General features: G+C 67.3%; 22 protein-coding genes. 10 read left to right on the top strand and 12 right to left on the bottom strand.

Features of this window, described 5'->3' with window-relative positions; genetic code table 11:
* The first annotated feature begins 117 nt into the window (after window positions 1-117).
* Window positions 118-891 (top strand): 1,6-dihydroxycyclohexa-2,4-diene-1-carboxylate dehydrogenase, encoded by a 774-nt coding sequence (locus tag CTR55_RS18085; RefSeq protein WP_296288206.1) that lies wholly within the window; start codon window positions 118-120, stop codon window positions 889-891.
* Window positions 892-909: 18 nt separating this feature from the next.
* On the opposite strand, the gene CTR55_RS18080 is transcribed toward CTR55_RS18085, so the two are convergent.
* Window positions 910-1,782, bottom strand: coding sequence for a LysR family transcriptional regulator (locus tag CTR55_RS18080; protein ID WP_296288205.1), 873 nt, complete (start codon window positions 1,780-1,782; stop codon window positions 910-912).
* A 148-nt stretch (window positions 1,783-1,930) separates the two neighbouring features.
* Here CTR55_RS18080 and CTR55_RS18075 point away from each other — a divergent pair, with 148 nt between their 5' ends.
* The 9 genes from CTR55_RS18075 (at window position 1,931) to pcaC (ending at window position 10,452) form a co-directional block, all read left to right on the top strand.
* Window positions 1,931-3,052: a muconate cycloisomerase family protein gene (locus CTR55_RS18075; protein ID WP_296288204.1), complete on the top strand. Its 1,122-nt coding sequence runs from the start codon at window positions 1,931-1,933 to the stop codon at window positions 3,050-3,052.
* Between the two features lie 41 nt (window positions 3,053-3,093).
* Window positions 3,094-3,384 carry a muconolactone Delta-isomerase gene (catC, locus tag CTR55_RS18070; RefSeq protein WP_017519458.1) on the top strand — a complete coding sequence of 97 codons (291 nt, stop codon included), beginning with the start codon at window positions 3,094-3,096 and terminating at the stop codon, window positions 3,382-3,384.
* 46 nt (window positions 3,385-3,430) lie between these two features.
* Window positions 3,431-4,363 carry a catechol 1,2-dioxygenase gene (catA, locus tag CTR55_RS18065; protein WP_296288203.1) on the top strand — a complete coding sequence of 311 codons (933 nt, stop codon included), beginning with the start codon at window positions 3,431-3,433 and terminating at the stop codon, window positions 4,361-4,363.
* 352 nt (window positions 4,364-4,715) lie between these two features.
* Window positions 4,716-5,564 (top strand): CoA transferase subunit A, encoded by an 849-nt coding sequence (locus CTR55_RS18060; RefSeq protein ID WP_296288202.1) that lies wholly within the window; start codon window positions 4,716-4,718, stop codon window positions 5,562-5,564.
* Window positions 5,564-6,346: a CoA-transferase subunit beta gene (locus CTR55_RS18055; protein ID WP_296288201.1), complete on the top strand. Its 783-nt coding sequence runs from the start codon at window positions 5,564-5,566 to the stop codon at window positions 6,344-6,346. Before CTR55_RS18060 ends, CTR55_RS18055 begins: the two co-directional genes overlap by 1 nt.
* Window positions 6,343-7,548, top strand: a complete 1,206-nt coding sequence (gene pcaF, locus CTR55_RS18050; RefSeq protein WP_296288200.1) for a 3-oxoadipyl-CoA thiolase — start codon at window positions 6,343-6,345, stop codon at window positions 7,546-7,548. The genes CTR55_RS18055 and pcaF overlap by 4 nt, the downstream gene beginning before the upstream one ends.
* A 208-nt stretch (window positions 7,549-7,756) precedes the next feature.
* Window positions 7,757-9,127: a 3-carboxy-cis,cis-muconate cycloisomerase gene (locus CTR55_RS18045; protein WP_296288199.1), complete on the top strand. Its 1,371-nt coding sequence runs from the start codon at window positions 7,757-7,759 to the stop codon at window positions 9,125-9,127.
* A 9-nt stretch (window positions 9,128-9,136) separates the two neighbouring features.
* Window positions 9,137-9,940 (top strand): 3-oxoadipate enol-lactonase, encoded by an 804-nt coding sequence (gene pcaD, locus CTR55_RS18040; protein ID WP_296288198.1) that lies wholly within the window; start codon window positions 9,137-9,139, stop codon window positions 9,938-9,940.
* 113 nt (window positions 9,941-10,053) lie between these two features.
* Window positions 10,054-10,452, top strand: coding sequence for a 4-carboxymuconolactone decarboxylase (gene pcaC, locus CTR55_RS18035; protein ID WP_296288197.1), 399 nt, complete (start codon window positions 10,054-10,056; stop codon window positions 10,450-10,452).
* Between the two features lie 374 nt (window positions 10,453-10,826).
* Here pcaC and CTR55_RS18030 read toward each other — a convergent pair whose 3' ends face one another.
* The 11 genes from CTR55_RS18030 to CTR55_RS17980 all read right to left on the bottom strand — a co-directional run bounded on the left by CTR55_RS18030 (window position 10,827) and on the right by CTR55_RS17980 (window position 25,658).
* Complete coding sequence (locus CTR55_RS18030) at window positions 10,827-12,782, bottom strand: acetoacetate--CoA ligase (RefSeq protein ID WP_296288196.1); 1,956 nt, start codon at window positions 12,780-12,782, stop codon at window positions 10,827-10,829.
* 94 nt (window positions 12,783-12,876) lie between these two features.
* Window positions 12,877-13,647, bottom strand: a complete 771-nt coding sequence (locus tag CTR55_RS18025; RefSeq protein WP_296288195.1) for a 3-hydroxybutyrate dehydrogenase — start codon at window positions 13,645-13,647, stop codon at window positions 12,877-12,879.
* A 58-nt stretch (window positions 13,648-13,705) separates the two neighbouring features.
* Window positions 13,706-15,097, bottom strand: coding sequence for a GntP family permease (locus CTR55_RS18020; RefSeq protein WP_296288194.1), 1,392 nt, complete (start codon window positions 15,095-15,097; stop codon window positions 13,706-13,708).
* Between the two features lie 78 nt (window positions 15,098-15,175).
* The gene (locus CTR55_RS18015) at window positions 15,176-16,441 is read right to left on the bottom strand and encodes an OprD family porin (RefSeq protein WP_296288193.1); all 1,266 of its coding nucleotides are present in this window, start codon (window positions 16,439-16,441) and stop codon (window positions 15,176-15,178) included.
* A gap of 324 nt (window positions 16,442-16,765) precedes the next feature.
* A complete protein-coding gene (locus CTR55_RS18010) occupies window positions 16,766-18,190 on the bottom strand; it encodes a sigma 54-interacting transcriptional regulator (protein WP_296288192.1) in 1,425 nt (474 codons plus the stop codon).
* A 151-nt stretch (window positions 18,191-18,341) separates the two neighbouring features.
* The gene (locus CTR55_RS18005; protein WP_296288191.1) at window positions 18,342-19,244 is read right to left on the bottom strand and encodes a hydroxymethylglutaryl-CoA lyase; all 903 of its coding nucleotides are present in this window, start codon (window positions 19,242-19,244) and stop codon (window positions 18,342-18,344) included.
* A 220-nt stretch (window positions 19,245-19,464) separates the two neighbouring features.
* A complete protein-coding gene (locus CTR55_RS18000; protein ID WP_296288190.1) occupies window positions 19,465-21,438 on the bottom strand; it encodes an acetyl/propionyl/methylcrotonyl-CoA carboxylase subunit alpha in 1,974 nt (657 codons plus the stop codon).
* Entirely contained in the window at window positions 21,438-22,235 is a 798-nt protein-coding gene (locus tag CTR55_RS17995) for a gamma-carboxygeranoyl-CoA hydratase (RefSeq protein WP_296288189.1), read from the bottom strand. The genes CTR55_RS18000 and CTR55_RS17995 overlap by 1 nt, the downstream gene beginning before the upstream one ends.
* Window positions 22,236-22,312: 77 nt before the next feature.
* Window positions 22,313-23,920, bottom strand: a complete 1,608-nt coding sequence (locus CTR55_RS17990; RefSeq protein ID WP_296288188.1) for a carboxyl transferase domain-containing protein — start codon at window positions 23,918-23,920, stop codon at window positions 22,313-22,315.
* A 114-nt stretch (window positions 23,921-24,034) separates the two neighbouring features.
* Window positions 24,035-25,198 carry an isovaleryl-CoA dehydrogenase gene (locus CTR55_RS17985; protein WP_296288187.1) on the bottom strand — a complete coding sequence of 388 codons (1,164 nt, stop codon included), beginning with the start codon at window positions 25,196-25,198 and terminating at the stop codon, window positions 24,035-24,037.
* A 55-nt stretch (window positions 25,199-25,253) separates the two neighbouring features.
* Window positions 25,254-25,658: a MerR family DNA-binding transcriptional regulator gene (locus tag CTR55_RS17980; protein WP_296288186.1), complete on the bottom strand. Its 405-nt coding sequence runs from the start codon at window positions 25,656-25,658 to the stop codon at window positions 25,254-25,256.
* Window positions 25,659-25,746 lie beyond the last annotated feature (88 nt).

The raw sequence follows: 25,746 nt of genomic DNA, 5'->3' as shown, positions 1-25,746 counted from the left end.
ACTTGGGCGTGACGGACCTTTGTAGGGGCGAGCTTGCTCGCGAACAGCTTCACAGCGGGGTTTGGTTCGCGAGCAAGCTCGCTCCTACAGGGTTTGCCCCGACGTCATGAGGTCACCATGAACCGATTCAAAGACAAGATCGCCCTCGTCACCGGCGCCGCCCAGGGCATCGGCCGGCGCGTTGCCGAGCGGCTGGTGGAAGAGGGCGCCAGGGTCATCGCCGTGGACCGCTCCGAGATCGTCCACGAACTGCAGGACGCCCTCGGCCAGCACGACAAAGTGCTCACCCTGACCGCCGACCTGGAACGCTTCGCCGATTGCCAGAACGTGGTTGACCAGGCGCTCGAACGCTTCGGCCGCCTCGACATCCTGATCAACAACGTCGGCGGCACCATCTGGGCCAAACCCTTCGAGCACTACGCCGAAGACGAGATCGAAGCCGAGGTGCGCCGCTCGCTGTTCCCCACCCTGTGGTGCTGCCGCGCGGCGCTGGTGCCGATGCTGGAGCAGGGCGCGGGTGCCATCGTCAACGTGTCGTCCGTCGCCACCCGTGGGGTGAATCGTGTGCCCTACGGCGCGGCGAAGGGCGGGGTGAACGCGCTGACGGCGTGCCTGGCCTTCGAGACTGCCGAGCGCGGCGTGCGGGTCAACGCCACCGCGCCCGGCGGCACCGAAGCACCGCCCCGGCGCATTCCGCGCAACGCGGCGCAGCAGAGCGAACAGGAGAAGGTCTGGTACCAGCAGATCGTCGAGCAGACCCGCGACAGCAGCCTGATGAAGCGCTATGGCAGTATCGACGAGCAGGTCGGCGCGATTCTCTTCCTCGCCTCCGACGAAGCCAGCTACATCACCGGCGTAACCCTGCCGGTGGGTGGCGGCGACCTCGGCTGAGGCGCCGCGATGCTGCGCTTACGGCAGCTTCGCGCCGATCAGTTGCAGGCAACGTTGCAGCGGCGCACTGACGTCGCCACGGCGCTGGCTGAGGATGATCGGCGAGACCGCCTCGGCGTCGGTCAGCCTGGCGTAGCCGATGTCGGCGCGGTGCTGCTGTTGCACCGAGGCCGGCACCAGCGCCACGCCCAGGCCGGCGGCGACCAGGCCGATGGCGGTCTGCAATTCGTTGGTCCACTGCGCGACGTGCACGCTCAGGCCGTGGTTGGCGAACAGCGCCAGCACGTGGTCGGCATAGCTGGGGCGCGGGTTGGCGGGGTAGAGCACGAAGTCCTCGCCGGCCAGTTGCTCCAGGCTCAGCGGTGCGCCGAGCAGACGATGCCCGGCCGGCAGCACGGCGACCATCGGCTCCTCGCGCAATACCTGCTGGGTAATGGCCGGATCGTCGATGCGAATGCGCCCGAAACCGATGTCGATGCGCCCGCTTTTCAGCGCCTCGACCTGCTGCACCGTGGTCATTTCCTGCAGGCCCAGTTCCAGCCCGGCGTCGCCGCGCAGCTCGCGGATCAGCTCGGGCAGCCCGTCGTACAGCGTCGAGGGCGCGAAGCCGATGCCGAACCACTGGCGCTCGCCGTGGCCAATGCGCCGGGTGCTCTCGCAGATGCTTTCCAGCTGCGCCAGCAGGGTGCCGGTCTGCTCGTGGAAGTAGCGCCCGGCGTCGGTCAGGCGCAACGGTCGGCCACGTTCCAGCAGCGGCACGCCGAGCAGTTCTTCGAGCTGCTGGATCTGCCGGCTCAGCGGCGGCTGGGCGATGTGCAGGCGCTCGGCGGCGCGGGTGAAGTTGAGGGTGCCGGCCACTTCGCGGAAGTAGCGCAGGTGTCGCAGCTCCATGATACCTCCAGGGTATGCAACAAGATGGCAACGATATTGGACTGCCTGCAGCCCCCGGCGCAATCCTTCGTTAATCGTGAAAAGACCTGCCGGGTATCGCCGAAGTGCGGCCCGGCCCATCCCGAAATCCCAGACCGGAACGCCGTCCATGAGTAGCCCCGTCATTGAACGCATCGAGTCGATCATCGTCGACCTGCCGACCATCCGCCCGCACAAGCTGGCCATGCACACCATGCAGCAGCAGACGCTGGTGATCATCCGCCTGCGCTGCTCCGACGGCGTCGAGGGCATCGGCGAAGCCACCACCATCGGCGGCCTGGCCTACGGCAACGAGAGCCCGGAAAGCATCAAGGCCAACATCGACGCGCACTTCGCGCCGCTGCTCAAGGGCCAGGACGCCAGCAACATCAACGCCTGCATGCAGCGCCTGGACAAGTCGATCAAGGGCAACACCTTCGCCCGCTCGGGTATCGAGAGCGCGCTGCTGGACGCCCAGGGCAAGCGCCTCGGCCTGCCGGTCAGCGAACTGCTCGGCGGCCGCGTGCGCGACAGTCTCGAAGTGGCCTGGACCCTCGCTTCCGGCGACACCGCCCGCGACATCGCCGAAGCCGAGCAGATGCTGGAGATTCGCCGCCACCGCATCTTCAAGCTGAAGATCGGCGCCAACTCGCTGGAACAGGACCTCAGGCACGTCGTGGCGATCAAGAAGGCCCTGGGTGAGCGCGCCAGCGTGCGCGTGGACGTCAACCAGGGCTGGGACGAATCCCAGGCCATCCGTGGCTGCCAGGTGCTCGGCGAGAACGGCATCGACCTCATCGAGCAGCCCATCTCGCGCATCAACCGCAGCGGCCAGGTACGCCTGAACCAGCGCAGCCCGGCACCGATCATGGCCGACGAATCCATCGAGAGCGTGGCCGACGCCTTCAGCCTCGCCGCCGACGGCGCGGCCAGCATCTTCGCCCTGAAGATCGCCAAGAACGGCGGCCCGCGCGCCGTGCTGCGCACCGCGCAGATCGCCGAAGCCGCCGGCATCGCGCTGTACGGCGGGACCATGCTCGAAGGCGCGGTCGGCACCCTGGCCTCGGCCCACGCCTTCCTCACCCTGGAGAAGCTTACGTGGGCCACCGAGCTGTTCGGCCCGCTGCTGCTCACCGAGGAAATCGTCACCGAGGCGCCGGTCTACCGCGACTTCCAACTGCACGTTCCGCGTACGCCCGGCCTGGGCCTGACGCTCGACGAGGAGCGCCTGGCGCGCTTCCGCCGTACCTGATTCGCAACCCTTTCCGACTGCCCGATAGAGGAGAAGACCCGATGCTGTTCCACGTGAAGATGACCGTGAAATTGCCCGTCGACATGGACCCGGCCAAGGCCGCCCAGCTCAAGGCCGACGAGAAGGAACTGGCCCAGCGCCTGCAGCGCGAGGGCAAGTGGCGCCACCTGTGGCGCATCGCCGGGCACTACGCCAACTACAGCGTGTTCGACCTCGCCAGCGTCGAGGAACTGCACGACACCCTGATGCAGCTGCCGCTGTTCCCGTACATGGACATCGAGGTCGACGGGCTCTGCCGCCATCCGTCTTCGATCCATTCCGACGACCGCTGATTTCTGTCCGAACGACTCAACAAGAACAAGACTTGAGGATCGCATCATGACCGTGAAGATTTCCCAGACTGCCGACATCCAGAAGTTCTTCGAAGAAGCCAGCGGCGCCCTGAACGACCAGGGCAATCCGCGCGTGAAGAACCTCGTCCTGCGCATCCTGCAGGACACTGCCAAGCTCATCGAAGACATGAACGTCACCCCCGACGAGTTCTGGAAAGCGGTGGACTACCTCAACCGCCTCGGCTCCCGTCAGGAAGCCGGCTTGGTCGTCGCTGGCCTCGGCGTCGAGCACTACCTCGACCTGCTGCTGGATGCCCAGGATGAAGCCGCCGGCATCGGCGGCGGCACCCCGCGTACCATCGAAGGCCCGCTGTACGTGGCCGGCGCACCGCTGTCCGAAGGTGAAGCGCGGATGGACGATGGCAAGGATGCGGGCACCGTGATGTTCCTCTCCGGCCGCGTGTTCGATCCGCAGGGCAAGCCGCTGGCCGGCGCCGTGGTCGATCTCTGGCACGCCAACACCAACGGGACCTACTCGTACTTCGACAGCACCCAGTCCGAGTTCAACCTGCGCCGACGCATCGTCACCGACGCCGAGGGTCGCTACAAAGCCCGCAGCATCGTCCCCAGCGGCTACGGCTGCCCGCCGGACGGCCCGACCCAGGAGCTGCTGAACCAGCTCGGCCGCCACGGCCAGCGCCCGGCGCACATCCACTTCTTCATCTCCGCGCCGGGGCATCGCCACCTGACCACGCAGATCAACCTCGCGGGCGACCAGTACCTGTGGGACGACTTCGCCTACGCCACCCGCGACGGGCTGATCGGCGAGGTTCGTTTTGTCGAGGACGCGGCGGCCGCCGATGCGCGCGGTGTGGAAGGGCGCTTCGCCGAGATCGAGTTCGACTTCCAGCTGCAGCAGGCCGTTTCTACCGACGCAGAAGACCGCAGCAACCGCCCCCGCGCGTTGCAGGAAGCCTAACTCCCGCCAGCGCCCCAACCTTGCCGGTAACCCCGCCGTAGGATGGCGTGGAGCGCAGCGATACCCATCGTTCCGTGCACCTTGACCTCGGCGTGGCCGGGGAGCAATCGCGGACGGAGTCCGCTCCTACGCCCCTGGCACCTTTCTCGCCAGGAGTGTAGGAGCGGACTCCGTCCGCGATCGGCCTGCCTCCGGGTGGGCGAGCGAGCCAGGGCAGCCGAGCGATATGACGTCCGTTAGCCCGCTAAGAGAAGCGTTCGATAATCGCACCGATAGTCGATTATCGCATTGTTCACCCATCCCCCCGACGGTACTGTTTTCCCATCGGCACCCCTACACAACGAGACCGACCATGGCTGAACTCCTGACTCTCCGCGAAGCAGTCGAGCGCTTCGTCAACGACGGCGACACCGTCGCGCTCGAAGGCTTCACCCACCTGATCCCGACCGCTGCCTCCCACGAGCTGATCCGCCAGGGCAAGAAAGACCTGCACCTGGTGCGCATGACGCCCGACCTGGTCTACGACCTGCTGATCGGTGCCGGTTGCGTACGCAAGCTGACCTTCTCCTGGGGCGGCAACCCCGGCGTCGGTTCGCTGCATCGCCTGCGTGATGCGGTGGAGAAGGGCTGGCCGCGCGAGCTGGAAGTCGACGAGCACAGCCACGCCGACCTCGCCAATTCCTACGTCGCTGGCGCCTCGGGCCTGCCGTTCGCGGTGCTGCGTGCCTATGCCGGTTCCGACCTGCCGAAGGTCAACCCGAACATCAAGTTCATCAACTGCCCGTTCACTGGCGAGCAGCTGGCGGCCGTGCCCTCGATTCGCCCGGACGTCACCGTGATCCACGCGCAGAAGGCCGACCGCAAGGGCAACGTGCTGCTGTGGGGCATCCTCGGTGTGCAGAAGGAAGCCGCCCTGGCCGCCAAGCGCTGCATCGTCACAGTCGAAGAAATCGTCGACGACCTGAACGCGCCGATGAACTCCTGCGTGCTGCCGACCTGGGCGCTGTCCGCCGTCTGCCTGGTGCCTGGCGGTTCGCACCCGTCCTACGCCCACGGCTACTCCGAGCGCGACAACCGCTTCTACCAGGCCTGGGACCCGATCGCCCGCGACCGCGACACCTTCAACGCCTGGATCGATACCTACATCCGTGGCACCCAAGACTTTGCAGCGTTCCGAGCCAAACTCGCGGAGGCCAAGTAATGAGCGCCTACAGCACCAATGAAATGATGACCGTGGCCGCCGCCCGCCGCCTGAAGAACGGCGCCGTCTGCTTCGTCGGCATCGGCCTGCCGTCCAAGGCCGCCAACCTCGCGCGCCTGACCGCATCGCCCGACGTGGTCCTGATCTACGAATCCGGCCCCATCGGCGCCAAGCCCAGCGTGCTGCCGCTGTCCATCGGTGACGGCGAGCTGGCCGAGACCGCCGATACCGTGGTGCCTACCGGCGAGATCTTCCGCTACTGGCTGCAGGGCGGGCGCATCGACGTCGGCTTCCTCGGCGCCGCGCAAGTCGACCGCTTCGGCAACATCAACACCACCGTCATCGGCGACTACAACAAGCCGAAGGTGCGCCTGCCCGGCGCCGGCGGTGCGCCGGAGATCGCCGGTTCCGCCAAGGAAGTGCTGATCATCCTCAAGCAGTCCCACCGCACCTTCGTCGACAAGCTGGCGTTCATCACCTCGGTCGGTTTCGGCGAAGGCGGCGACCATCGCCAGCAGCTCGGCCTGCCGGGCAAGGGCCCGGTGGCGATCATCACCGACCTGTGCATCATGGAACCGGAAGCCGGCAGCAACGAATTCATCGTCACCACCCTGCACCCGGGTGTGACCCGCGAGCAGGTGGTCGAGAATACCGGCTGGGCGATCCGCTTTGCCGAGCAGGTGAAGGAAACCGTCGCGCCGACCGACGTGGAACTGGAAGCCCTGCGCGCCCTCGAAGCCCGCACCGCCGCCGCCCACGGCCAGCTGGGAGGTGAGGAATGAGCCGCGAGGTCTTCATCTGTGACGCCGTGCGTACGCCCATCGGCCGCTTCGGTGGCTCGCTGGCCGGCGTGCGCGCCGACGACCTTGCCGCCGTGCCGGTGAAGGCGCTGGTGGAACGTAACCCGCAAGTCGACTGGGCCGCGCTGGACGAGGTCTACCTCGGCTGCGCCAACCAGGCCGGCGAAGACAACCGCAACGTGGCGCGCATGGCGCTGCTGCTGGCCGGCCTGCCGGAAAGCGTGCCGGGCGTGACGCTCAACCGCCTCTGCGCCTCGGGCCTGGACGCGGTGGGCACCGGCTTCCGCGCCATCGCCAGTGGCGAGGCCGAACTGGTCATCGCCGGCGGCGTCGAGTCCATGTCCCGCGCGCCCTACGTAATGGGCAAGGCCGACAGCGCCTTTGGCCGTGGCCAGAAGATCGAAGACACCACCATCGGCTGGCGCTTCATCAACCCGCTGATGAAGGCGCAGTACGGCGTGGACGCCATGCCGCAGACCGCCGACAACGTGGCCGACGATTACAACGTCAACCGCGCCGACCAGGACGCCTTCTCCCTGCGCAGCCAGCAGCGCGCTGGCGTCGCCCAGGCCAACGGCTACTTCGCCGAGGAAATCGTCCCGGTGGTGATCAAGGGCCGCAAGGGCGAGACGGTGGTCGATACCGACGAACACCCACGCCCGGATACCACCCTGGAAGCGCTGGCCAAGCTCAAGCCGGTCAATGGCGAAGGCAAGACTGTCACTGCCGGCAACGCCTCGGGCGTCAACGATGGCGCCGTGGCGCTGATTCTCGCCAGCGCCGAAGCAGTGAAGAAACATGGCCTGACGCCGCGCGCTAAAGTGCTTGGCATGGCCAGCGCCGGCGTCGCTCCGCGCGTGATGGGCATCGGCCCGGTGCCGGCGGTGCGCAAACTGCTGGAGCGCCTGAACCTGTCGGTCGACCAGTTCGACGTCATCGAGCTGAACGAGGCCTTCGCCGCGCAAGGTTTGGCGGTGACCCGTGATCTGGGCATCGCCGATGACGACGCACGGGTGAACCCCAACGGCGGCGCCATCGCCCTCGGCCACCCGCTGGGGGCCAGCGGCGCGCGCCTGGTGCTGACCGCTGTGCACCAGTTGCAGAAGTCCGGCGGCAAGCTTGGCCTGTGCACCATGTGCGTGGGCGTAGGGCAGGGCGTGGCGCTGGTGGTTGAGCGCGTGTGATCAAGGGCCCCTCACCCTAACCCTCTCCCGTAGGGAGAGGGGACCGTTCGGCGTGGCGACAAGCGCGTGTAGATCCTGAAGCCTCAGGATGCATGCCGGAACATCCTCTCGCTGCGGACGGCTCCCTCTCCCCCTGGGAGAGGGCTGGGGTGAGGGCCGCCCAACGCGCCATACTATCCCGACCAAGCCGCCGATCTCCGGAGCCACCGTGAGCACCAACCACCTGTTCGACGCCTACTTCACCCAGCCCGCCATGCGCGCGATTTTCTGCGACCACGGCCGGGTGCAGGGCATGCTCGACTTCGAGGCTGCGCTGGCCCGTGCCGAAGCCCGCGTGGGCGTGATCCCGGCGAGCGCCGTGGCGCCCATCGCCGCCGCCTGCCGCGCCGAACTCTACGATTTCGATGCACTGGCCCAGGCCATCTGCAGCGCCGGCAATTCCGCGATCCCGCTGGTGAAGGCGCTGGGCAAGCGCATCGCCGCCGAGAACGCCGAAGCCGAGCGCTACGTGCATCTGGGCGCCACCAGCCAGGACGCCATGGACTCCGGGCTGGTTCTGCAACTGCGTGCCGCCATCGAGCTGATCGAAGGCGACCTCGCCCAACTGGCCGACGCGCTCGCCACTCAGGCCGAAGCTCACGCCGGCACGCCCATGGTCGGCCGCACCTGGCTGCAGCACGCCACGCCCGTCACCCTTGGCATGAAGATCGCCGGCTGGCTGGGCGCGATCACCCGCCATCGCCAGCGTCTGAACGAACTCAAGCCGCGCCTGCTGTGCCTGCAATTCGGCGGCGCTTCCGGCAGCCTCGCCGCGCTGGGCGAGCAGGGCTTTGCCGTGGCCGAGGCGCTGGCTGAGGAGCTGGACCTGCAACTACCCGAGCAACCCTGGCACACCCAGCGCGACCGCCTGGTGGAGTTCGCCAGCCTGCTCGGCCTGATCGCTGGCAGCCTCGGCAAGCTCGGCCGTGACCTCAGCCTGCTGATGCAGACCGAGGCCGGCGAAGTCTTCGAGCCTTCCGCGCCGGGCAAGGGGGGGTCCTCCACCATGCCGCACAAGCGCAACCCGGTGGGCGCCGCCGTGCTGATCGGCGCGGCAACCCGTGCGCCGGGCCTGGTCTCGACCCTGTTCGCCGCCATGCCCCAGGAGCACGAGCGCAGCCTCGGCCTGTGGCACGCTGAATGGGAAAGCCTGCCGGAGCTGTGCTGCCTCGTCTCGGGCGCGCTGCACCAGGCGCTGAGCCTGGTGCCGGGCCTGGAAGTCGATGCCGAGCGGATGCTCGCCAATCTTGATCTGACGCGCGGCCTGGTGCTCGCCGAAGCCGTGAGCATCGCCCTGGCCCAGCGCATCGGCCGCGACGCCGCGCACCACCTGGTGGAGCAATGCTGCAAGCAGGCGGTGAAGGAGGGCGCACACCTGCGCGCGGTGCTCGGCGCCAATGCCGAAATTGCTGAACAACTGAATGCCGAGGAGCTGGATCGCCTGCTCGATCCCGCCCATTACCTGGGCCAGGCGCGCCGCTGGGTCGAGCGCGCGCTGGCCGAGCACCAAGCACTTTCCTTGCGCAAAGAATCTCGATAGGAGCCTTGCATGCCTGCCGTACGTCTCGCCGATGGCGACCTGAATTACTTACTTGAAGGGCCGCAAGTCTCAGGCCCCGCCGACGCTCCGGTTTTGGTGCTGTCCAACTCGCTGGGCACCGACCTGCACATGTGGGACGCGCAGGTCGCGGCCTTCGCCGAACACTTCCGCGTGCTGCGTTATGACACCCGTGGCCACGGCGCCTCGCTGGTCACTCCCGGCCCGTACAGCATCGAGCAGAACGGCCGCGACGTGCTGGCCCTGCTGGATGCGCTGGACGTCCCGCGTGCGCACTTCTGCGGCCTGTCCATGGGCGGCCTGATCGGCCAGTGGCTGGCCATCCATGCGCCGGAGCGCATCGAGCGCCTGGTGGTGTGCAACACCGCCGCCAAGATCGGCACCCCGGACATCTGGAATCCGCGCATCCAGACCGTGCTCAGCGGTGGCGCCGAGGCCATGCGCAACCTGCGTGATGCGTCGATCTCGCGCTGGTTTACCGCCGACTTCGCCGAAGCCGAGCCGGGCAAGGTCGAGCCCATCGTCGGCATGCTGGCGCAGACCTCGCCGGAAGGTTACGCAGCCAACTGCGCGGCCGTGCGTGACGCCGATTTCCGTGGCGAGATCGGTACGATCACCGCGCCGACCCTGGTGGTCTGCGGCGCCGCCGACCCGGTGACCACCACCGAGGACGGCCGCTTCCTGCAGGCACGCATTCCCGGCGCGGAGCTGGTGGAATTCCGTGCCGCGCACCTGTCCAACGTGCAGGCCGGCGATGCCTTCAGCCAGCGTGTGCTGGCATTCCTGCGCGCCTGACTGCTTTTCGTAGGAGCGAGCTTGCTCGCGAACAAGCCCCGCTGCGGGCTCGGGTTCGCGAGCAAGGGCTAGGCGCCCCCCTCGCTCCTACAGGCTGAACACCGGAGTTTGAGATGGACGAAAAACAACGCTACGAAGCCGGCATGCAGGTGCGCCGCGCGGTGCTGGGCGATGCCCACGTCGACCGCAGCCTGGAGAAGCGCAACGCCTTCAACGAAGAGTTCCAGGAGATGATCACCCGCCATGCCTGGGGTGACATCTGGACCCGCCCCGGCCTGCCGCGCCACACCCGCAGCCTGATCACCATCGCCATGCTGATCGGCATGAACCGTGAGGGCGAACTCACACTGCACCTGCGCGCCGCGCGCAACAACGGCGTGACCCGCGAAGAGATCAAGGAAGTCCTGCTGCAGAGCGCGATCTACTGCGGCATCCCGGCTGCCAACGCCACCTTCCACCTTGCCGAGGCGGTGTGGGACGAGCTGGGCACCGAGTCGCTGGACGACGCCTGATCAGCGCCCCCGGACCACGCATCCGGGCGGTGCCTGATTGGCTGATGCTCGGTCCGCTCTGGTAGGGCGCATAACGCGCCAGCGTTATCCGCCGCGAGGCTAACGGCGGATAACCTGTTCCAGGTTATGCGACCTACGACTGCGGGTAGGGTTCGCGAGCAAGGGCTAGGCGCCCCCTCGCTCCTACGAAGAGCGCACCGCTGCAGACCTGTAGGAGCGAGCTTGCTCGCGAACCGAAGCCTGCACCGTGGCGCGGCCTGAAGCCATCGCGGACAAGTCCGCTCCTACGAGAGCGAGAGCCCCTCACGCTGGCCTGGCTGCGTGCCCCGCTCCTCAAGTGGGATAGGGGCGCGTCGGTACGGCGTCAGAGAACCTCAGCTCTCCAGCTCCTTGCGATCCCTGAACAGCTCCAGCGCCTGCGGGTTGGCCAGGGCGTCGGTGTTCTTCACCGGCTGGCCGTGCACCACGTTGCGCACCGCCAGTTCGACGATCTTGCCGCTGATGGTGCGCGGGATGTCGCTGACCGTGAGGATCTTCGCCGGCACGTGGCGCGGGGTGGTGTTGCTGCGGATGGTCTGGCGGATGCGCTCCTGCAATGCGTCGTCCAGCTCCACGCCGTCACGCAGGCGCACGAACAGCACCACGCGCACGTCGCCTTGCCACTCCTGGCCGATGGCGATGGACTCCAGTACCTGCTCGATCTTCTCCACCTGGCGGTAGATTTCCGCCGTGCCGATGCGCACGCCGCCAGGGTTGAGCACGGCATCCGAACGGCCGTGGATCACCAGGCCGCCGTGTTCGGTTTCCTCGGCGTAGTCGCCGTGGGCCCAGACACCGGGGAAGGTGCTGAAGTAGGCGGCGAGGAATTTCTCGTCGTTCTCGTCGTTCCAGAAACCCACCGGCACCGACGGGAAATGCCGCACGCAGACCAGCTCGCCTTTTTCGCCGCGCACCGGTTTGCCGGCCTCGTCCCAGACTTCCACCGCCATGCCCAGGGCCTTGCACTGCATTTCCCCGCGCCACACCGGCGCGGTTGGGTTGCCAATGGCGAAGCAGGCGACAATGTCGGTACCGCCGGAAATCGACGACAGACAGACATCGGGTTTGAGGTCGCGGTAGACGTAGTCGAAGCTGGTATGAGCCAGCGGCGAGCCGGTTGAAAGAATGGTTTTCAGGCGTTCCAGCGCGTGGGTCTGGCGCGGCCGCACAGTGGCCTTTTCCAGCGCGGCAATGTACTTGGCGCTGGTGCCGAACACGCTGATGTGCTCGGCGTCGATCAGGTCCATCAGGCGCTCGGGGCCGGGGTGGAAGGGCGAGCCGTCGTAGAGCACCAGCGTGGCGCCGACGGCGAGGCCCGAGACCAGCCAGTTCCACATCATCCAGCCGCAGGTGGTGTAGTAGAACAGCGTGTCGTCGTTGCCCAGGTCGACGTGCAGGCCGTGCTCCTTCAGGTGCTGCAGCAGTACGCCGCCGGTGCCGTGGACGATGCACTTGGGCACGCCGGTGGTGCCGGAGGAATAGAGGATGTACAGCGGGTGGTCGAAGGGCACCGGGGTGAACACCGGGTCGCCGCCGCTGTGGAAGAACTCCTCCCAGAGGCTGACCCGTGCCGGCGTCTGGAAGTCGCTGCGGCGGGCGTGGCCGTTGGCGTAGGGGACGACCACCAACTGCTCCAGGCTCGGCAACTGGGCGAGGATTTCATTGAGCTTGGCGGTCAGGTCCAGCACCTTGCCGGCGTAGCGATAGCCGGCGCAGGCGATCAGCACCTTGGGCTCGATCTGGCTGAAGCGGTCGACCACGCCGTGGGTGCCGAAGTCCGGCGAGCAGTTCGACCAGGTGGCGCCCAGGCTGGTGGTGGCGAGCATGCCGACTACCGTCTGCCAGGTGTTGGGCATGAACGCCGCGACGCGGTCGCCGAGGCCGACCCCGGCCTCGCGCAGGGCAAGTTGCAGGCCGGCGACCTGGGCGGCCAGTTCAGCATGGCTGATCACCTCGCGGCGTTCATCCTCGCTGATGGCGATCAGCGCCGGCTTGCTGTCGCGACGGCGCAGCAGGTGCTCGGCGAAGTTCAGGGTGGCGCCGGGGAACCAGCGCACATCGGGCATCTCCGGGCCTTCCTCGAGGACCGCCGTGGGCGCCTCGTGGAACTGCACGCCGAAGGTGTCGACGATGGCCAGCCAGAAGGCTTCGCGCTCGGCGATGCTCCAGGCGTGCAGCGCGGCGTAGTCGGGCAGGTCGACGCCGTGCTGCTGCGCCACCTTGCGACGGAAGGCGTCCATCCGGGTGGCGGCGATGCGTTCGGGGGAGGGGCTCCAGAGCGCCTGGTTCATCGACTACGACTCCAGCAGATTCGAGGGGGCGAAGGGCACCGCCGACGAGCGGTGCCCGCGCAGCAGGTCACGACGCGACGCAGTAACCCTCGGGTTACTGCGCGACCCAGCCGCCGTCCATGTTCCAGGCGGCGCCGCGAACCTGGGCGGCGGCCTCACTGCACAAGAATAGCGCCAGCTCGCCAAGCTGGTCGGCGGTGACGAAGTCGAGCGACGGCTGCTTCTCTGCCAGCAGGTCGTGGCGCGCCTGTTCGGGGGTGGCACCGGCCGCTATGCGCGCATCGATCTGCTGCTGCACCAGCGGCGTCAGCACCCAGCCGGGGCAGATGGCGTTGCAGGTGATGGCGCTGGTGGCGGTTTCCAGCGCGGTGGTCTTGGTCAGGCCGATTACCCCGTGCTTGGCGGCCACGTAGGCGCTCTTGCCGGCGGAGGCGACCAGCCCGTGGGTCGAGGCGATGTTGAGGATGCGCCCCCAGCCGCGCTGGCGCATGCCCGGCAGCGCCAGGCGGGTGGTGTGGAACACCGAGGAGAGGTTGATGGCGATGATCGCGTTCCAGCGCTCCACGGGGAAATCCTCCAGCGCCGCGACGTGCTGGATGCCGGCATTGTTGACCAGGATGTCGAGGCCGCCGAACTCGCGTTCGACGTAGGCGATCATCTGCCCGATCTGCTCGGGCTGGGCCATGTCCGCGCCGTGGTGGCCGATGCGGGTGCCGTGGACCGACAGCTCGCGCACCGCCGCATCGATGTCGCCGAAGCCGTTGACCACCACGTTGGCGCCTGCCCGCGCCAGGCTCGCGGCGATGCCCAGGCCGATGCCGCTGGTGGAGCCGGTGACCAGTGCGGTCTTGCCTTTGAGAGTCATGCAAATCTCCTTTGGAACAGGGCGGCCGCCGCGCGGCGACCGCTTGAAAACAACCGGTTTATACGATGCCAGTAGCGTAGAAGGTTCCTATCACCACGAACACCGCGAGGGTCTTGATCAGGGTGATGGCGAAGATGTCCTTGTAGGCCTCGCGGTGGGTCAGGCCGGTGACCGCGAGCAGGGTGATGACCGCGCCGTTGTGCGGCAGGGTATCCATGCCGCCGGAGGCCATGGCGGCGACCCGGTGCAGCACTTCCAGCGGGATGTTGGCGGCGTGGGCGGCGGCGATGAACTGCTCGGACATGGCTGCCAGGGCGATGCTCATGCCGCCCGACGCCGAGCCGGTGATGCCGGCCAGGGCAGTGACGGTGACGGCCTCGTTGACCAGCGGATCGGGGATCTTCTTCAGCGCGTCGGCCAGCACCAGGAAGCCCGGCAGCGAGGCGATCACCGCGCCGAAGCCGTATTCCGAAGCGGTGTTCATGGCCGCCAGCAGCGCGCCGGACACCGCAGTCTTGCTGCCCTCGGCGATCTTGCTGCGGATCACCGTGAAGCTGCTCACCAGCACCAGCAGGATGCCCAGCAGCAGCGCTGCCTGTACTGCCCAGATGCCGGTCAGCTTGGCCACGTCGCTGGCCACCGGCGCGGCCATGCCGGCCAGTTGCAGGCTGTGGGTCTTGCCGTAGAGTTGCGGAATCCAGTGGGTGAACAGCAGGTTGGCGACGCCCACCAGCACCAGCGGCGAAAGTGCCAGCAGCGGGTTTGGCAGCTTGATGTTCTCGGCGGTTTCCGGCTCGTTGCGCAGCTCGGTGCCGTAGCCTTCACCGGCGGTGCGTGCCTTGCCGGCCTGGCGACGGAGGAACAGCATGCCGACGCTGAACACCAACAGGCTGCCGATCAGCCCCAGCCAGGGCGCGGCCCAGCCGGTGGTGTTGAAGAAGGCGGTAGGGATGATGTTCTGGATCTGCGGGGTGCCGGGCAGGGCGTCCATGGTGAAGCTGAACGCGCCCAGGGCAATGGTCGCCGGGATCAGCCGCTTGGGGATGTCGCTCTGGCGGAACATCTCGGCGGCGAACGGGTAGACCGCGAACACCACCACGAACAGCGACACGCCGCCGTAGGTGAGCAGTGCGCAGACCAGCACGATCACCAGCATCGCCTGGCTCGTGCCGAGCAGGCGGATGGCGGCGGCGACGATGGAGCGCGAGAAGCCCGACAGCTCGATCAGCTTGCCGAACACCGCGCCGAGCAGGAACACCGGGAAGTAGAGTTTGACGAAGCCGACCATCTTCTCCATGAACACCCCGGTGAAGGCCGGGGCGACGGCGGCAGGATCGGTTAGCAGCACCGCGAGCAGCGCCGCGATGGGGGCGAAGAGGATCACGCTGTAGCCGCGGTAGGCGGCGAGCATCAGCAGGGCGAGGGCCGCTAGGGCAATGACCACGCTCATCGAAGTATCTCCAGTTGTCGCGCGGCCCAGGGCCGCGCTTCGTTCTTGTTGTAATGGCGTTGCTTGACGATCAGGCGATCACCAGAGCGGCAGCACGTAGCTGAGGATCAGCCGATTCTCGTCCAGGTCGTTGCCGAAGTGGCTCGAACGTACCGTTGCGTTGCGCCACTTCACGCCGACGTTTTTCAGCGGGCCACTCTGCACCACGTAGCCGATGTCGGTGTCGCGCTCCCATTCCTTGCCTTCGGGTTTGCCCGCGCCCAGCTCGATGTTGTCGCCGGACAGGTAGCGCGTCATGAGGGTCACGCCGGGCATGCCAAGGGCGGCGAAGTCGTAGTCGTAGCGCGCCTGCCAGGACTTCTCGTCGCGGTTGGCGAAGTCGCCGATCTGCACGAAGTTGACCAGGAAGGCGTCGGCGCCGCTGAGGTAGGCGTAACCGGTGTCGCCGCTCATGGTCTGGTAACCGGCACTGAAACCGTGGCCACCCAGGGTGTAGGTGAGCATGGCGCTGAACGCGCGGTTGTCGACGTTGCTGTGACCGTCGTCGTCGGAGCGCGCGTAGCGCAGGTCGGTTTTCAACGTCTGGCCGGCGACGATGGGCAGCATGTGCACCAGGTTGACGATGTGCTGGTCGTAGAGCCCGTCGAGCTTGGCGTAGCTGTAGCCGGTGGTCAGCTGCGCTGTCCACTTGTAGCTCAGGCCGGCGAAGTCGAACTGGTCGCTGGTGTCGGTGGCGACGATGCCGCGCGCGCTGCCGCTGGTGACGCTCATGTCCTCACGGTTGGACGAGTCGCGCTGGCTCACCTGGCGCAGGCGGCCGCCGTCGAAGGTCAGGCCGGCGAACTCGGCCGAACTCAGTTGTGCGCCTTCGAAGGTCTGCGGCAGCAGGCGCGTGTCGTTGGCCTGTACGGTGGGGACCTTGGGCAACAGGGTGCCGATCTTCAGCGTGCTCTTCGAGGCGCGCAGCTTGGCGGTCAGGCCCAGTTGGCTGTAATCGTCCGCTGCGCCGTTGAGCTTGTCCTTGTCGCTTGGCAGCAGGCCGGAGCCGGCGCGGTCGGGGCTCGAATCCAGCTTCACGCCGAGCAGGCCGAGGGCATCGACGCCGACGCCGATGGTGCCTTCGGTGTAGCCGGATTCGTAGCGCAGCAGGAAGCCCTGGGCCCATTCGTCCTGTTTGGACTGCGGGGCGTTGTCCTGGCGGAAATCACGGTTGAAGTAGAAGTTGCGCAGTTCGACGCTGGCCTTGCTGTCGGCAACGAATTCGGCGAAGGCCTGGGGCGACAGGGCGAGGGTGGAACCGAGGGCGGTCAGAACGGCGGCATGATTGAGCTTGGAGCGGCTCATCGGGTGATCTCCTGGCGCGGCGCCGTGTGCGAAGCGGGACTAGCCGTAATGTCCGCTGGGGTCTGTTCGCGTTCGGGCAGCTTTGATTGTTGTTATGTCGGCTGTGCGGCGTTTCAGGCCGCGAGAGGCGACATAGCCAGGACCGTGCCAGGATTGTAACTATCTGATTTTTAAGTCTTATTTTGAGAATTTCGGCTGCCGGAGAAAAGCATTCGTCTCCGAATGGAGACAGATCGCACGAAGGCTTCGCCGGGGCTCAAGGAAATCTGCGGAATAGTCGATCTGTCTCTATTTTGAGACTTGTCTCTGTTTAGGGATAAAAGCTCAGGATTGCAGGCCCAGGGCCGCCATCTTCTTGTACAGCGTCGAACGGCCCAGCCCCAGCCGCCGCGCGGCATCGTCGACATTGCCGGCGTGTTCGGCCAGGGTGTTGGCGATCAGCTCGCGCTCGAAGGCGTCCCGCGCCGCGTAGAAGTCCTGCCCATCGGCCAGCCTGGCTACGGGCGTTGTCGAATCCGCCGGCAACGGTTGCAGCACACCCAGCGCCGAGCGCAGGGCTGCCGCGTCGATCTGCGGGCGGTCGCCCAGCAGCACGGTGCGCTCCAGCAGGTTGCGCAGCTCGCGCACGTTGCCCGGCCAGGCATGCTGGGCAAGCAGGGCGAGGCCGCCGGCCTCCAGCTCGTAGAGGGTCTGGCGGTCGTCGCGCAGGCCGTCGAGGATGGCTTCGCACAGCGCCGGCAGGTCTTCCAGGCGTTCGCGCAGCGGCGGAATCTCAATGGGCAGGACGTTGATGCGGTAGAACAGGTCGGCGCGGAAACGCCCTTCGCGCACGGCGGCGTCGAGGTCGATGGAGGTGGCGGCGATCAGGCGGATGTCGCTGCGCAGCACCTCGTTGGAGCCCACCGGCTCGAACTCCTTTTCCTGCAGCACGCGCAGCAGTTTGCTCTGCAGGGTCAGCGGCATGTCGCCGATCTCGTCGAGAAACAGCGTGCCGCCCTGGGCGATCTGCAGCTTGCCGGCGCGGCCCTTGCGGTCGGCGCCGGTGAAGGCGCCCGGCGCGGTGCCGAAGAACTCGGCTTCCAGCAGGGTCTCGGGAATGGCGGCGGCATTGAGGCTGACGAAGGGCTTGTTCGCGCGGGGGGATGACGCGTGGATGGCGTGGGCCAGCAGCTCCTTGCCGGTGCCGGTTTCACCCAGCAGCAGGATCGGCGCTTCGCTGGCGGCACCGCGCCGGGCGCGGCGCTTCACTTCCAGGCTGGCCGGGCTGGTGCCGATGAAGTGGCCGAAGCTGTACTTGGCCTGGCGTGCCTGCAACAGCGAGCGGGTGGAGGCCAGTTCGGCCTGCATGCGCTGGTAGCGGGTGAGCAGCGGCGAGAGCGCGCGCAGCTCGTCGAACAGGGCGAAGCCGATGCCGCCGATGACCTCGCCGGCGTCGTCGCAGATCGGCACGCGCATGACCACGAACGGGTCCTTGGCCATGTCGAGGATGTCCAGCAGCATCGGTCGGCCGCTGCTGACCACTTCGCGCATCAGGCTGCCGGGGATCACCTGTTCCACCGGGCGGCCGATGGCCTGCTCGGCGCTGTCCAGGCCGAAGCGCTGGGCGTAGCGCTGATTGATCCAGACGATACGCGCCTCGCGGTCGACGATCAGCGTGCCTTCGCTGAATTGCTCGAAGATCTCGAACAGCGAGCGGATCGCCTGCTGGCGGACGCTGGGGTAGTCCTTGAGGCTGTCGTTATCGGTCATCGGTGGGCCGCGCGCGGGGAGGGTGGAGGGCGCACTGTACCGGGATGTGGGGGCTCTTTGTAGGACCGAGGGGGACGTCTAGTCCTTGCTCGCGAACATACTCCGCAGCCGGGGTGGTTCGCGAGCAAGCTCGCTCCTACAGGGTTGTGTCTCAGCGCTTGGACAACTGCGCCTTGGCCACGCGCGAGCCGTTGGGCTTGTCGAGCACGGCGCAGATGCGCTGGCCGGCGTCGATCAGTTGGTCCAGGTCGATGCCGGTGTGGATGCCCAGGCCATTGAGCAGGTACAGCACGTCCTCGGTGGCAACGTTGCCGGTGGCGCCCTTGGCGTAGGGGCAACCGCCGAGGCCGGCGACCGAGCTGTCGAACACCGCGATGCCTTCCAGCAGGCTGGCATAGATGTTTGCCGTGGCCTGGCCGTAGGTGTCGTGGAAGTGCCCGGCCAGTTGCGCGCGCGGCACGCGTTGGCCGACGACCTCGAACATCTGGCGGGTGGCGCCGGCGGTGCCGACGCCGATGGTGTCGCCCAGGGAGACTTCATAGCAGCCCATGGCGTGCAACTCGGCAGCGACGGCGGCGACCTGCGCCACGTCCACTTCACCCTGATAGGGGCAGCCAAGGACACAGGAGACATAGCCGCGCACGCGTACGCCGTGCTGGCGAGCCGCTTCCATGATCGGCACGAAGCGTTCCAGGCTCTCCTTGATCGAACAGTTGATGTTCTTCTGCGAGAAGGCTTCGGAGGCGGCGGCGAATACCGCGACTTCCTTGACCTGGGATTCCAGCGCGGCCTCGAAGCCCTTCAGGTTCGGCGCCAGCGCGGCGTAAGTGACGCCGGCCTTCTGCTGGATGCCGGCGAAGACTTCGGCCGAGCCGGCCATCTGCGGTACCCACTTGGGCGAGACGAAGCTGCCGACTTCGATGTAGCTCAGGCCGGCGCCGGTGAGGTCGTCCACCAGGCGCACCTTGTCGGCGACCGCGATGGGCTGTTTCTCGTTCTGCAGGCCGTCGCGCGGGCCGACTTCGACCAGGCGGACGGATTGGGGCAGGGTCATGGTTTGTCCTCGTTGAATGGGTGCGAAGGGCGGCTTTGGCTCTTCGTAGGAGCGAGGGGGACGCCTAGTCCTTGCTCGCGAACGCATGGCACCCTGAGTGACCGGAGTGAAGCGGGTTCGCGAGCAAGCTCGCTCCTACAAAAAAGCGGCATCGGTATCAGGCGGAAGCCAAGTAGGGCGCATAAAGCGGAACGCTTTGTCCGCCCTACAAAAGCCAGCGTCAGGCCGACGCTTCTTCCAGCTCCACCAGCGCGGTCCCTTCTGACACCAGTTCGCCTTCGCTGCAATACAGCGATTTCACCACGCCAGCGTGCGGCGCGCGAATGCTGTGTTCCATCTTCATGGCTTCGAGCACCACCAGCGCGGCGCCGGCTTCGACGCGTTGGCCGGGTTCGACCAGGATGCGCACGATGCTGCCGTTCATCGGTGCGCCCAGGCCGCCCTGGTGCGAGTGCGAAGCTTCCGCCTCGGCAATCGCATCGAAGCGCTGCACGCCGATCAGTTCGCCGTTCCATTCCAGGTAGAGGCTGTTGCCGCGGCGGATCAGCTTATGCCGACGGCGAATGTCGCCGTCCTGCACGTCCAGATACTGTCCATCGAGGGGGCCGTCGAGCTGGGCGATACGCTGGCTGTCGGCGTGGCGCAGGCGCACCACCCGGGACTCGCCCTTGGCCAGCAGGTGCAGGTCGGTTTCCCCCGGCAGGCCGCTGCGCCAGCCGCTCTGGGCGGACCAGGGCGAATGGGCGTCGTCAGCGCGCACGCGGGCGGCTTCGCTCTGCACCCAGGCTTCGGCGGCGAGCTGCCAGAAGCGCTCGGGCAGGGCGGTGGCTGCCGGCAGCAGGTCATCCTGGTAGCGGCCGATGAAGCCGGTATCCAGCTCGCCCTCGGCGAAGGCCGGGTGGGCCAGCACGCGGCGCAGGAACGCCAGGTTGGTCTTGAAGCCGCCGACGGCGGTTTCCCCGAGCATCGACAGCAGGCGCTGGCGGGCTTCCTCGCGGTTCTCGCCCCAGGCGATCAGCTTGGCCAGCATCGGGTCGTAGAACGGCGAGATGTCGTCACCTTCGCGGATGCCGCTGTCCACCCGGCGACCGGGGCCGGCGGGCGGTTCGCGGTACAGCGCGAGGTGGCCGCTGGCGGGCAGGAAGCCACCTTCGGGGTCTTCGGCGTAGAGGCGCACTTCGATGGCGTGGCCGAGCAGCGGCACCTGTTCCTGGGTCATCGGCAGCGGCTCGCCACGGGCGACGCGGATCTGCCAGGCGACCAGGTCGAGGCCGGTGATGGCTTCGGTGACCGGGTGCTCCACCTGCAGGCGGGTGTTCATTTCCATGAAGAAGAACTGGCCGCTGCCTTCGTCGTAGAGGAACTCCACGGTGCCGGCGCCGACGTAGCCGATGGCCTGGGCGGCGCGCACGGCGGACTCGCCCATGGCGGCGCGCAGTTCAGCGCCGAGGCCCGGTGCCGGCGCTTCCTCCACCACTTTCTGGTGGCGGCGCTGGATCGAGCAGTCGCGTTCGTTGAGGTACAGGCAGTGGCCGTGCTGGTCGGCGAACACCTGGATTTCCACGTGGCGCGGCTTGGTCAGGTACTTCTCCACGAGCATGCGCGAGTCGCCGAAACCGGACTGCGCTTCACGCTGGGCGGACTCCAGCGCCTCGGCCAGCTCGGCCTCGCGCTCGACCACCTTCATGCCCTTGCCACCGCCACCGGCGGCGGCCTTGAGCAGCACCGGGTAGCCGATGCGCTGCGCTTCGCGCTGGAAGGTAGCGTAGTCCTGCGCCTCGCCGTGGTAACCGGGCACCAGCGGCACGCCGGCGGTTTCCATCAGCGCCTTGGCCGCGGACTTGCTGCCCATGGCGTCGATGGCGCTGGCCGGTGGGCCGAGGAAGATCAGCCCGGCCTCTTCGCAGGCGCGGGCGAAGCCGGCGTTCTCCGAAAGGAAGCCGTAGCCGGGGTGGATGGCCTGGGCGCCGGCGGCTTTCGCGGCGGCCAGTACGGCGTCCGCGCGCAGGTAGCTCTCGGCGGGTTTGGCGCCGCCCAGGTCGATGGCGATGTCCGCCTCTTCGACGTGGCGGGCGTGGCGGTCGGTGGCGCTGTGCACGGCCACGGTGGTCAGGCCCATGGCCTTGGCGGTGCGCATCACGCGGCAGGCGATTTCGCCGCGGTTGGCGACCAGCAGGGTTTCGATCTTGCTCATCAGACTTGCTCCTGCCAGGCCGGTTTGCGCTTCTCCAGGAAGGCATGCAGACCTTCCTGCCCCTCGGGGCTGATACGGATACGGGCAATCGCGGCTTCGGTGTAGCGGCGGCGCTCGGGGGTGAGTTCACCGGCGCCGATTTCGTGGAACAGCGCCTTGCAGGCCACCAGGGCCGCTGGACTGTTGTTCAGCAGGTTGGCGATCCAGGCGTCGGCTTCGTCATCCAGCTCGGCGGCCGGGTAGTGCTCGTCCACCAGGCCCAGCTCGCGGGCGCGGAGGCCGCTGAAGCGTTCGGCGGTCATGGCGTAGCGGGTGGCGGCGCGCTGGCCGATGGCCTTGGTGACGAACGGGCCGATGGTGGCCGGGATCAGGCCGATGCGTACTTCGGACAGGCAGAACTGCGCGTCCTCGGCGGCCAGCGCCATGTCGCAGCAGGCCACCAGCCCCACGCCGCCGCCGAAGGCCGCGCCCTGCACGATGGCGAGGGTCGGCTTGTTCAGCTGGTGCAGGTTGTAGAGCAGTTCGGCGAGCTGCTGGGCATCGTTGAGGTTGCCCTGGTAGTCCAGCTTCACCGATTCCTGCATCCACGAAAGGTCCGCGCCGCCGCAGAAGTGCCGGCCACGGCCGCGCAGCACGACGAGGCGCACGCGCTCGTCAGCCGCCACGGCGGCCAGCGCCTGGATCAGCTCGGCGATGGTCTGGGCGTTGAAGGCGTTGTTCTTTTCCGGGCGGTTCAGCCAGAGACTGGCGACGCCGCGCGGGTCGATATCGAGCTGGATATTCTGGAAGTCTGTCATGTGACCATTCTCGAATTGGGCAGGTGGGTCGTCCCTCACCCCCGGCCCCTCTCCCAGAGGGAGAGGGGAGAAGAGCATTACATGCGGAAGATGCCGAAGCGCGTGGCTTCGACCGGCGCGTTGAGCGAGGCGGAGAGGGCCAGGCCGAGCACGTCGCGGGTCTGCGCCGGGTCGATGACGCCGTCATCCCACAGGCGCGCGCTGGAGTAGTAGGGGTGACCCTGGCGCTCGTACTGTTCGAGGATCGGCGCCTTGATCTTCGCCTCGTCCTCGGCGGACAGCGTGTTGCCGGCGCGTTCGGCCTGCTCGCGCTTGACCTGGGCGAGTACGCCGGCGGCCTGCTCGCCGCCCATCACGCCGATCCGCGCGTTGGGCCACATCCACAGGAAACGCGGGTCGTAGGCGCGGCCGCACATGCCGTAGTTACCGGCGCCGAAGCTGCCGCCGATGATCACGGTGAACTTCGGCACCTGGGCGCAGGCCACCGCGGTGACCAGCTTGGCGCCGTGCTTGGCGATGCCGCCGGCTTCGTACTTCTGGCCGACCATGAAGCCGGTGATGTTCTGCAGGAAGACCAGCGGGATGCCGCGCTGGCAGGCCAGTTCGATGAAGTGCGCGCCTTTCTGCGCGGCCTCGGCGAAGAGGATGCCGTTGTTGGCGAGGATCGCCACCGGGTAGCCGTGCAGGTGGGCGAAGCCGCACACCAGGGTGGTGCCGAACAGTGCCTTGAACTCGTCGAATTCGCTGCCGTCGACCAGCCGGGCGATGATCTCGCGCACGTCGAACGGCTGCTTGCTGTCCACCGGGATCACCCCGTACAGCTCGTTGCTGGCGTACAGCGGCGCGCGCGGAGTGCGGGTGTTGAGCTGGCCGTGCTTGCTCCAGTTGAGGTTGGCGATGCATCGGCGGGCAATGGCCAGGGCGTGCTCGTCGTCCTCGGCGTAATGGTCGGCCACGCCGGAGGTCTTGCAGTGCACGTCGGCGCCGCCCAGGTCCTCGGCGCTCACCACTTCACCGGTGGCGGCCTTCACCAGCGGCGGGCCGGCAAGGAAAATGGTGGCCTGGTTACGCACCATGATGGTCTCGTCGCTCATGGCCGGCACGTAGGCGCCGCCGGCGGTGCAGGAGCCCATCACCACGGCGATCTGCGGGATGCCCTGGGCGCTCATGTTGGCCTGGTTGAAGAAGATCCGGCCGAAGTGCTCGCGGTCGGGGAAGACCTCGTCCTGGCGCGGCAGGTTGGCGCCGCCCGAGTCCACCAGGTAGATGCACGGCAGGCGATTCTGCTGGGCGATGGTCTGGGCGCGCAGGTGCTTCTTCACGGTCAGCGGGTAGTAGCTGCCGCCTTTCACCGTGGCGTCGTTGCCGACGATCATGCATTCCACGCCTTCCACGCGGCCGATGCCGGCGACCACGCCGGCGGCGGCGACGTCTTCGCCGTACACCTCATGGGCGGCGAGGGCGGAGACTTCGAGGAAGGGCGAGCCGGCGTCGAGCAGGCGGTTGATGCGCTCGCGCACCAGCAGCTTGCCGCGCGCGGTGTGCTTGGCCTGGGCGGCGGCGCCGCCGCCTTCATGGACGCGGCCGAGGACGGCGCGCAGGTCCTGGACGTTCTCCAGCATGGTCGCGGCGTTGGCGGCGTATTCCGGGGAACGGGTGTTGAGCTGGGTGCCGAGGATGGTCATAGGGTCTCCACGAGCGGGATGCTCTTGTAGGAGCGAGCTTGCTCGCGAACAACCTCCACAGCGGGGGTTGGTTCGCGAGCAAGCTCGCTCCTACAGAAGCGGAAGCGGTTGGGCTTAACGGGTCTCGTTGAACAGCTCGCGGCCGATCAGCATGCGGCGGATTTCACTGGTGCCGGCGCCGATCTCGTAGAGCTTGGCGTCGCGCAGCAGGCGGCCGGTGGGGAACTCGTTGATGTAGCCGTTGCCGCCCAGGATCTGGATGGCGTCCAGGGCCATCTGGGTGGCGCGCTCGGCGGTGTAGAGGATCACCCCGGCGGCGTCCTTGCGGGTGGTCTCGCCACGGTCGCAGGCCTGGGCCACCGCGTACAGGTAGGCGCGGCTGGCGTTGAGCTGGGTGTACATGTCGGCGACCTTGCCCTGGATCAGCTGGAACTCGCCGATGCTCTGGCCGAACTGTTTGCGGTCGTGGATGTAGGGGACGATCACGTCCATGCAGGCCTGCATGATGCCGATCGGGCCGCCGGCGAGCACCACGCGCTCGTAGTCCAGGCCGCTCATCAGCACCTTCACGCCGCCGTTGACCGCGCCCAGCACGTTCTCTTCCGGCACTTCGACGTCATCGAAGAACAGCTCGCAGGTGTTGGAGCCGCGCATGCCCAGCTTGTCGAACTTGCTGCCACGGCTGAAGCCTTTCCAGTCGCGCTCGACGATGAACGCGGTGATGCCGTGCGCGCCTTTCTCCGGCTCGGTCTTGGCGTAGATCACGTAGGTGTTGGCGTCGGGGCCGTTGGTGATCCAGGTCTTGCTGCCGTTGAGGACGAAGCGGTCGCCGCGCTTCTCGGCGCGCAGGCGCATGGACACCACGTCGGAGCCGGCGTTGGGCTCGCTCATGGCCAGTGCGCCGATGTGCTCGCCGCTGATCAGCTTGGGCAGGTACTTGGCCTTCTGCTCGGCGGTGCCGTTGCGCTTGATCTGGTTGACGCACAGGTTGGAGTGCGCGCCGTAGGACAGGCCGACCGACGCCGAACCCCGGCTGATTTCCTCGATGGCGATGACGTGGGCCAGGTAACCCATGTTGGCGCCGCCGTACTCCTCCGCGACGGTGATGCCGAGCAGGCCCATGTCGCCGAACTTCTTCCACATGTCCGCGGGGAACAGGTTGTCGGCGTCGATCTGCGCGGCGCGCGGGGCCAGTTCGCTGGCGACGAAGCCCTGCACCTGCTCGCGCAGCATGTCGATGGTTTCGCCGAGACCGAAGTTGAGGGAGGGGTAGCTCATGGAATCACCTGTACTTGTATTTGTAATTTGATGAGAGAGCGGAGCAGGGCGGCGATCAGCTCGGCACGCGCTGCTTGCGGGGTTTGTCGGTCTCGGCCATGGCCGCCAGGCAGCGCTCCTCGGCCGTGTCCAGTTCCAGTTTCATCTGCTCGATGTCGAGCAACTGCTGTTCCAGTTGCGCGCGGCGCGCGGTGATCTTGTCGAGGAAGGTCTGCAACTGCTTGGTGTTGCCGCTGCTGGGGTCGTAGAGGTCGATCAGTTCCTTGCACTCGGCCAGCGAGAAGCCGATGCGCTTGCCGCGCAGGATCAGCTTCAGCGCCACCAGGTCCTTTGCGCTGTAGACACGCTCCTGCCCGCGGCGCTCGGGGCTGAGCATTTCCTGCTCCTCGTAGAAGCGGATAGCGCGGGTGGTGACGTCCAGTTCGCGGGCCAGCTCGGAGATGGTGTAGGTCGTGGGCATGGGAATGTTCTTGCTCGGTCGTTTACCTTTACGTTAACGTAAACCTGCCTTGAGTCAGTGTCAATACAACTCGAAGGCGGCGTAGGGA

It is taken from the genome of Pseudomonas sp., from assembly GCF_002796985.1.
In the GTDB taxonomy this organism is placed as follows: Bacteria; Pseudomonadota; Gammaproteobacteria; order Pseudomonadales; family Pseudomonadaceae; genus Pseudomonas.
The sequence above is the reverse complement of the archived record's forward strand: the minus strand, read 5'-3'. Positions and strand labels throughout refer to the sequence as shown.

Coding starts and splice junctions, on each gene's coding strand:
- CTR55_RS18085 (WP_296288206.1), top strand. CDS start 118: ATGAACCGATTCAAAGACAAGATCGCCCTCGTCACCGGCGCCGCCCAG.
- CTR55_RS18080 (WP_296288205.1), bottom strand. CDS start 1,782: ATGGAGCTGCGACACCTGCGCTACTTCCGCGAAGTGGCCGGCACCCTC.
- CTR55_RS18075 (WP_296288204.1), top strand. CDS start 1,931: ATGAGTAGCCCCGTCATTGAACGCATCGAGTCGATCATCGTCGACCTG.
- catC (WP_017519458.1), top strand. CDS start 3,094: ATGCTGTTCCACGTGAAGATGACCGTGAAATTGCCCGTCGACATGGAC.
- catA (WP_296288203.1), top strand. CDS start 3,431: ATGACCGTGAAGATTTCCCAGACTGCCGACATCCAGAAGTTCTTCGAA.
- CTR55_RS18060 (WP_296288202.1), top strand. CDS start 4,716: ATGGCTGAACTCCTGACTCTCCGCGAAGCAGTCGAGCGCTTCGTCAAC.
- CTR55_RS18055 (WP_296288201.1), top strand. CDS start 5,564: ATGAGCGCCTACAGCACCAATGAAATGATGACCGTGGCCGCCGCCCGC.
- pcaF (WP_296288200.1), top strand. CDS start 6,343: ATGAGCCGCGAGGTCTTCATCTGTGACGCCGTGCGTACGCCCATCGGC.
- pcaD (WP_296288198.1), top strand. CDS start 9,137: ATGCCTGCCGTACGTCTCGCCGATGGCGACCTGAATTACTTACTTGAA.
- pcaC (WP_296288197.1), top strand. CDS start 10,054: ATGGACGAAAAACAACGCTACGAAGCCGGCATGCAGGTGCGCCGCGCG.
- CTR55_RS18030 (WP_296288196.1), bottom strand. CDS start 12,782: ATGAACCAGGCGCTCTGGAGCCCCTCCCCCGAACGCATCGCCGCCACC.
- CTR55_RS18025 (WP_296288195.1), bottom strand. CDS start 13,647: ATGACTCTCAAAGGCAAGACCGCACTGGTCACCGGCTCCACCAGCGGC.
- CTR55_RS18020 (WP_296288194.1), bottom strand. CDS start 15,097: ATGAGCGTGGTCATTGCCCTAGCGGCCCTCGCCCTGCTGATGCTCGCC.
- CTR55_RS18015 (WP_296288193.1), bottom strand. CDS start 16,441: ATGAGCCGCTCCAAGCTCAATCATGCCGCCGTTCTGACCGCCCTCGGT.
- CTR55_RS18010 (WP_296288192.1), bottom strand. CDS start 18,190: ATGACCGATAACGACAGCCTCAAGGACTACCCCAGCGTCCGCCAGCAG.
- CTR55_RS18005 (WP_296288191.1), bottom strand. CDS start 19,244: ATGACCCTGCCCCAATCCGTCCGCCTGGTCGAAGTCGGCCCGCGCGAC.
- CTR55_RS18000 (WP_296288190.1), bottom strand. CDS start 21,438: ATGAGCAAGATCGAAACCCTGCTGGTCGCCAACCGCGGCGAAATCGCC.
- CTR55_RS17995 (WP_296288189.1), bottom strand. CDS start 22,235: ATGACAGACTTCCAGAATATCCAGCTCGATATCGACCCGCGCGGCGTC.
- CTR55_RS17990 (WP_296288188.1), bottom strand. CDS start 23,920: ATGACCATCCTCGGCACCCAGCTCAACACCCGTTCCCCGGAATACGCC.
- CTR55_RS17985 (WP_296288187.1), bottom strand. CDS start 25,198: ATGAGCTACCCCTCCCTCAACTTCGGTCTCGGCGAAACCATCGACATG.
- CTR55_RS17980 (WP_296288186.1), bottom strand. CDS start 25,658: ATGCCCACGACCTACACCATCTCCGAGCTGGCCCGCGAACTGGACGTC.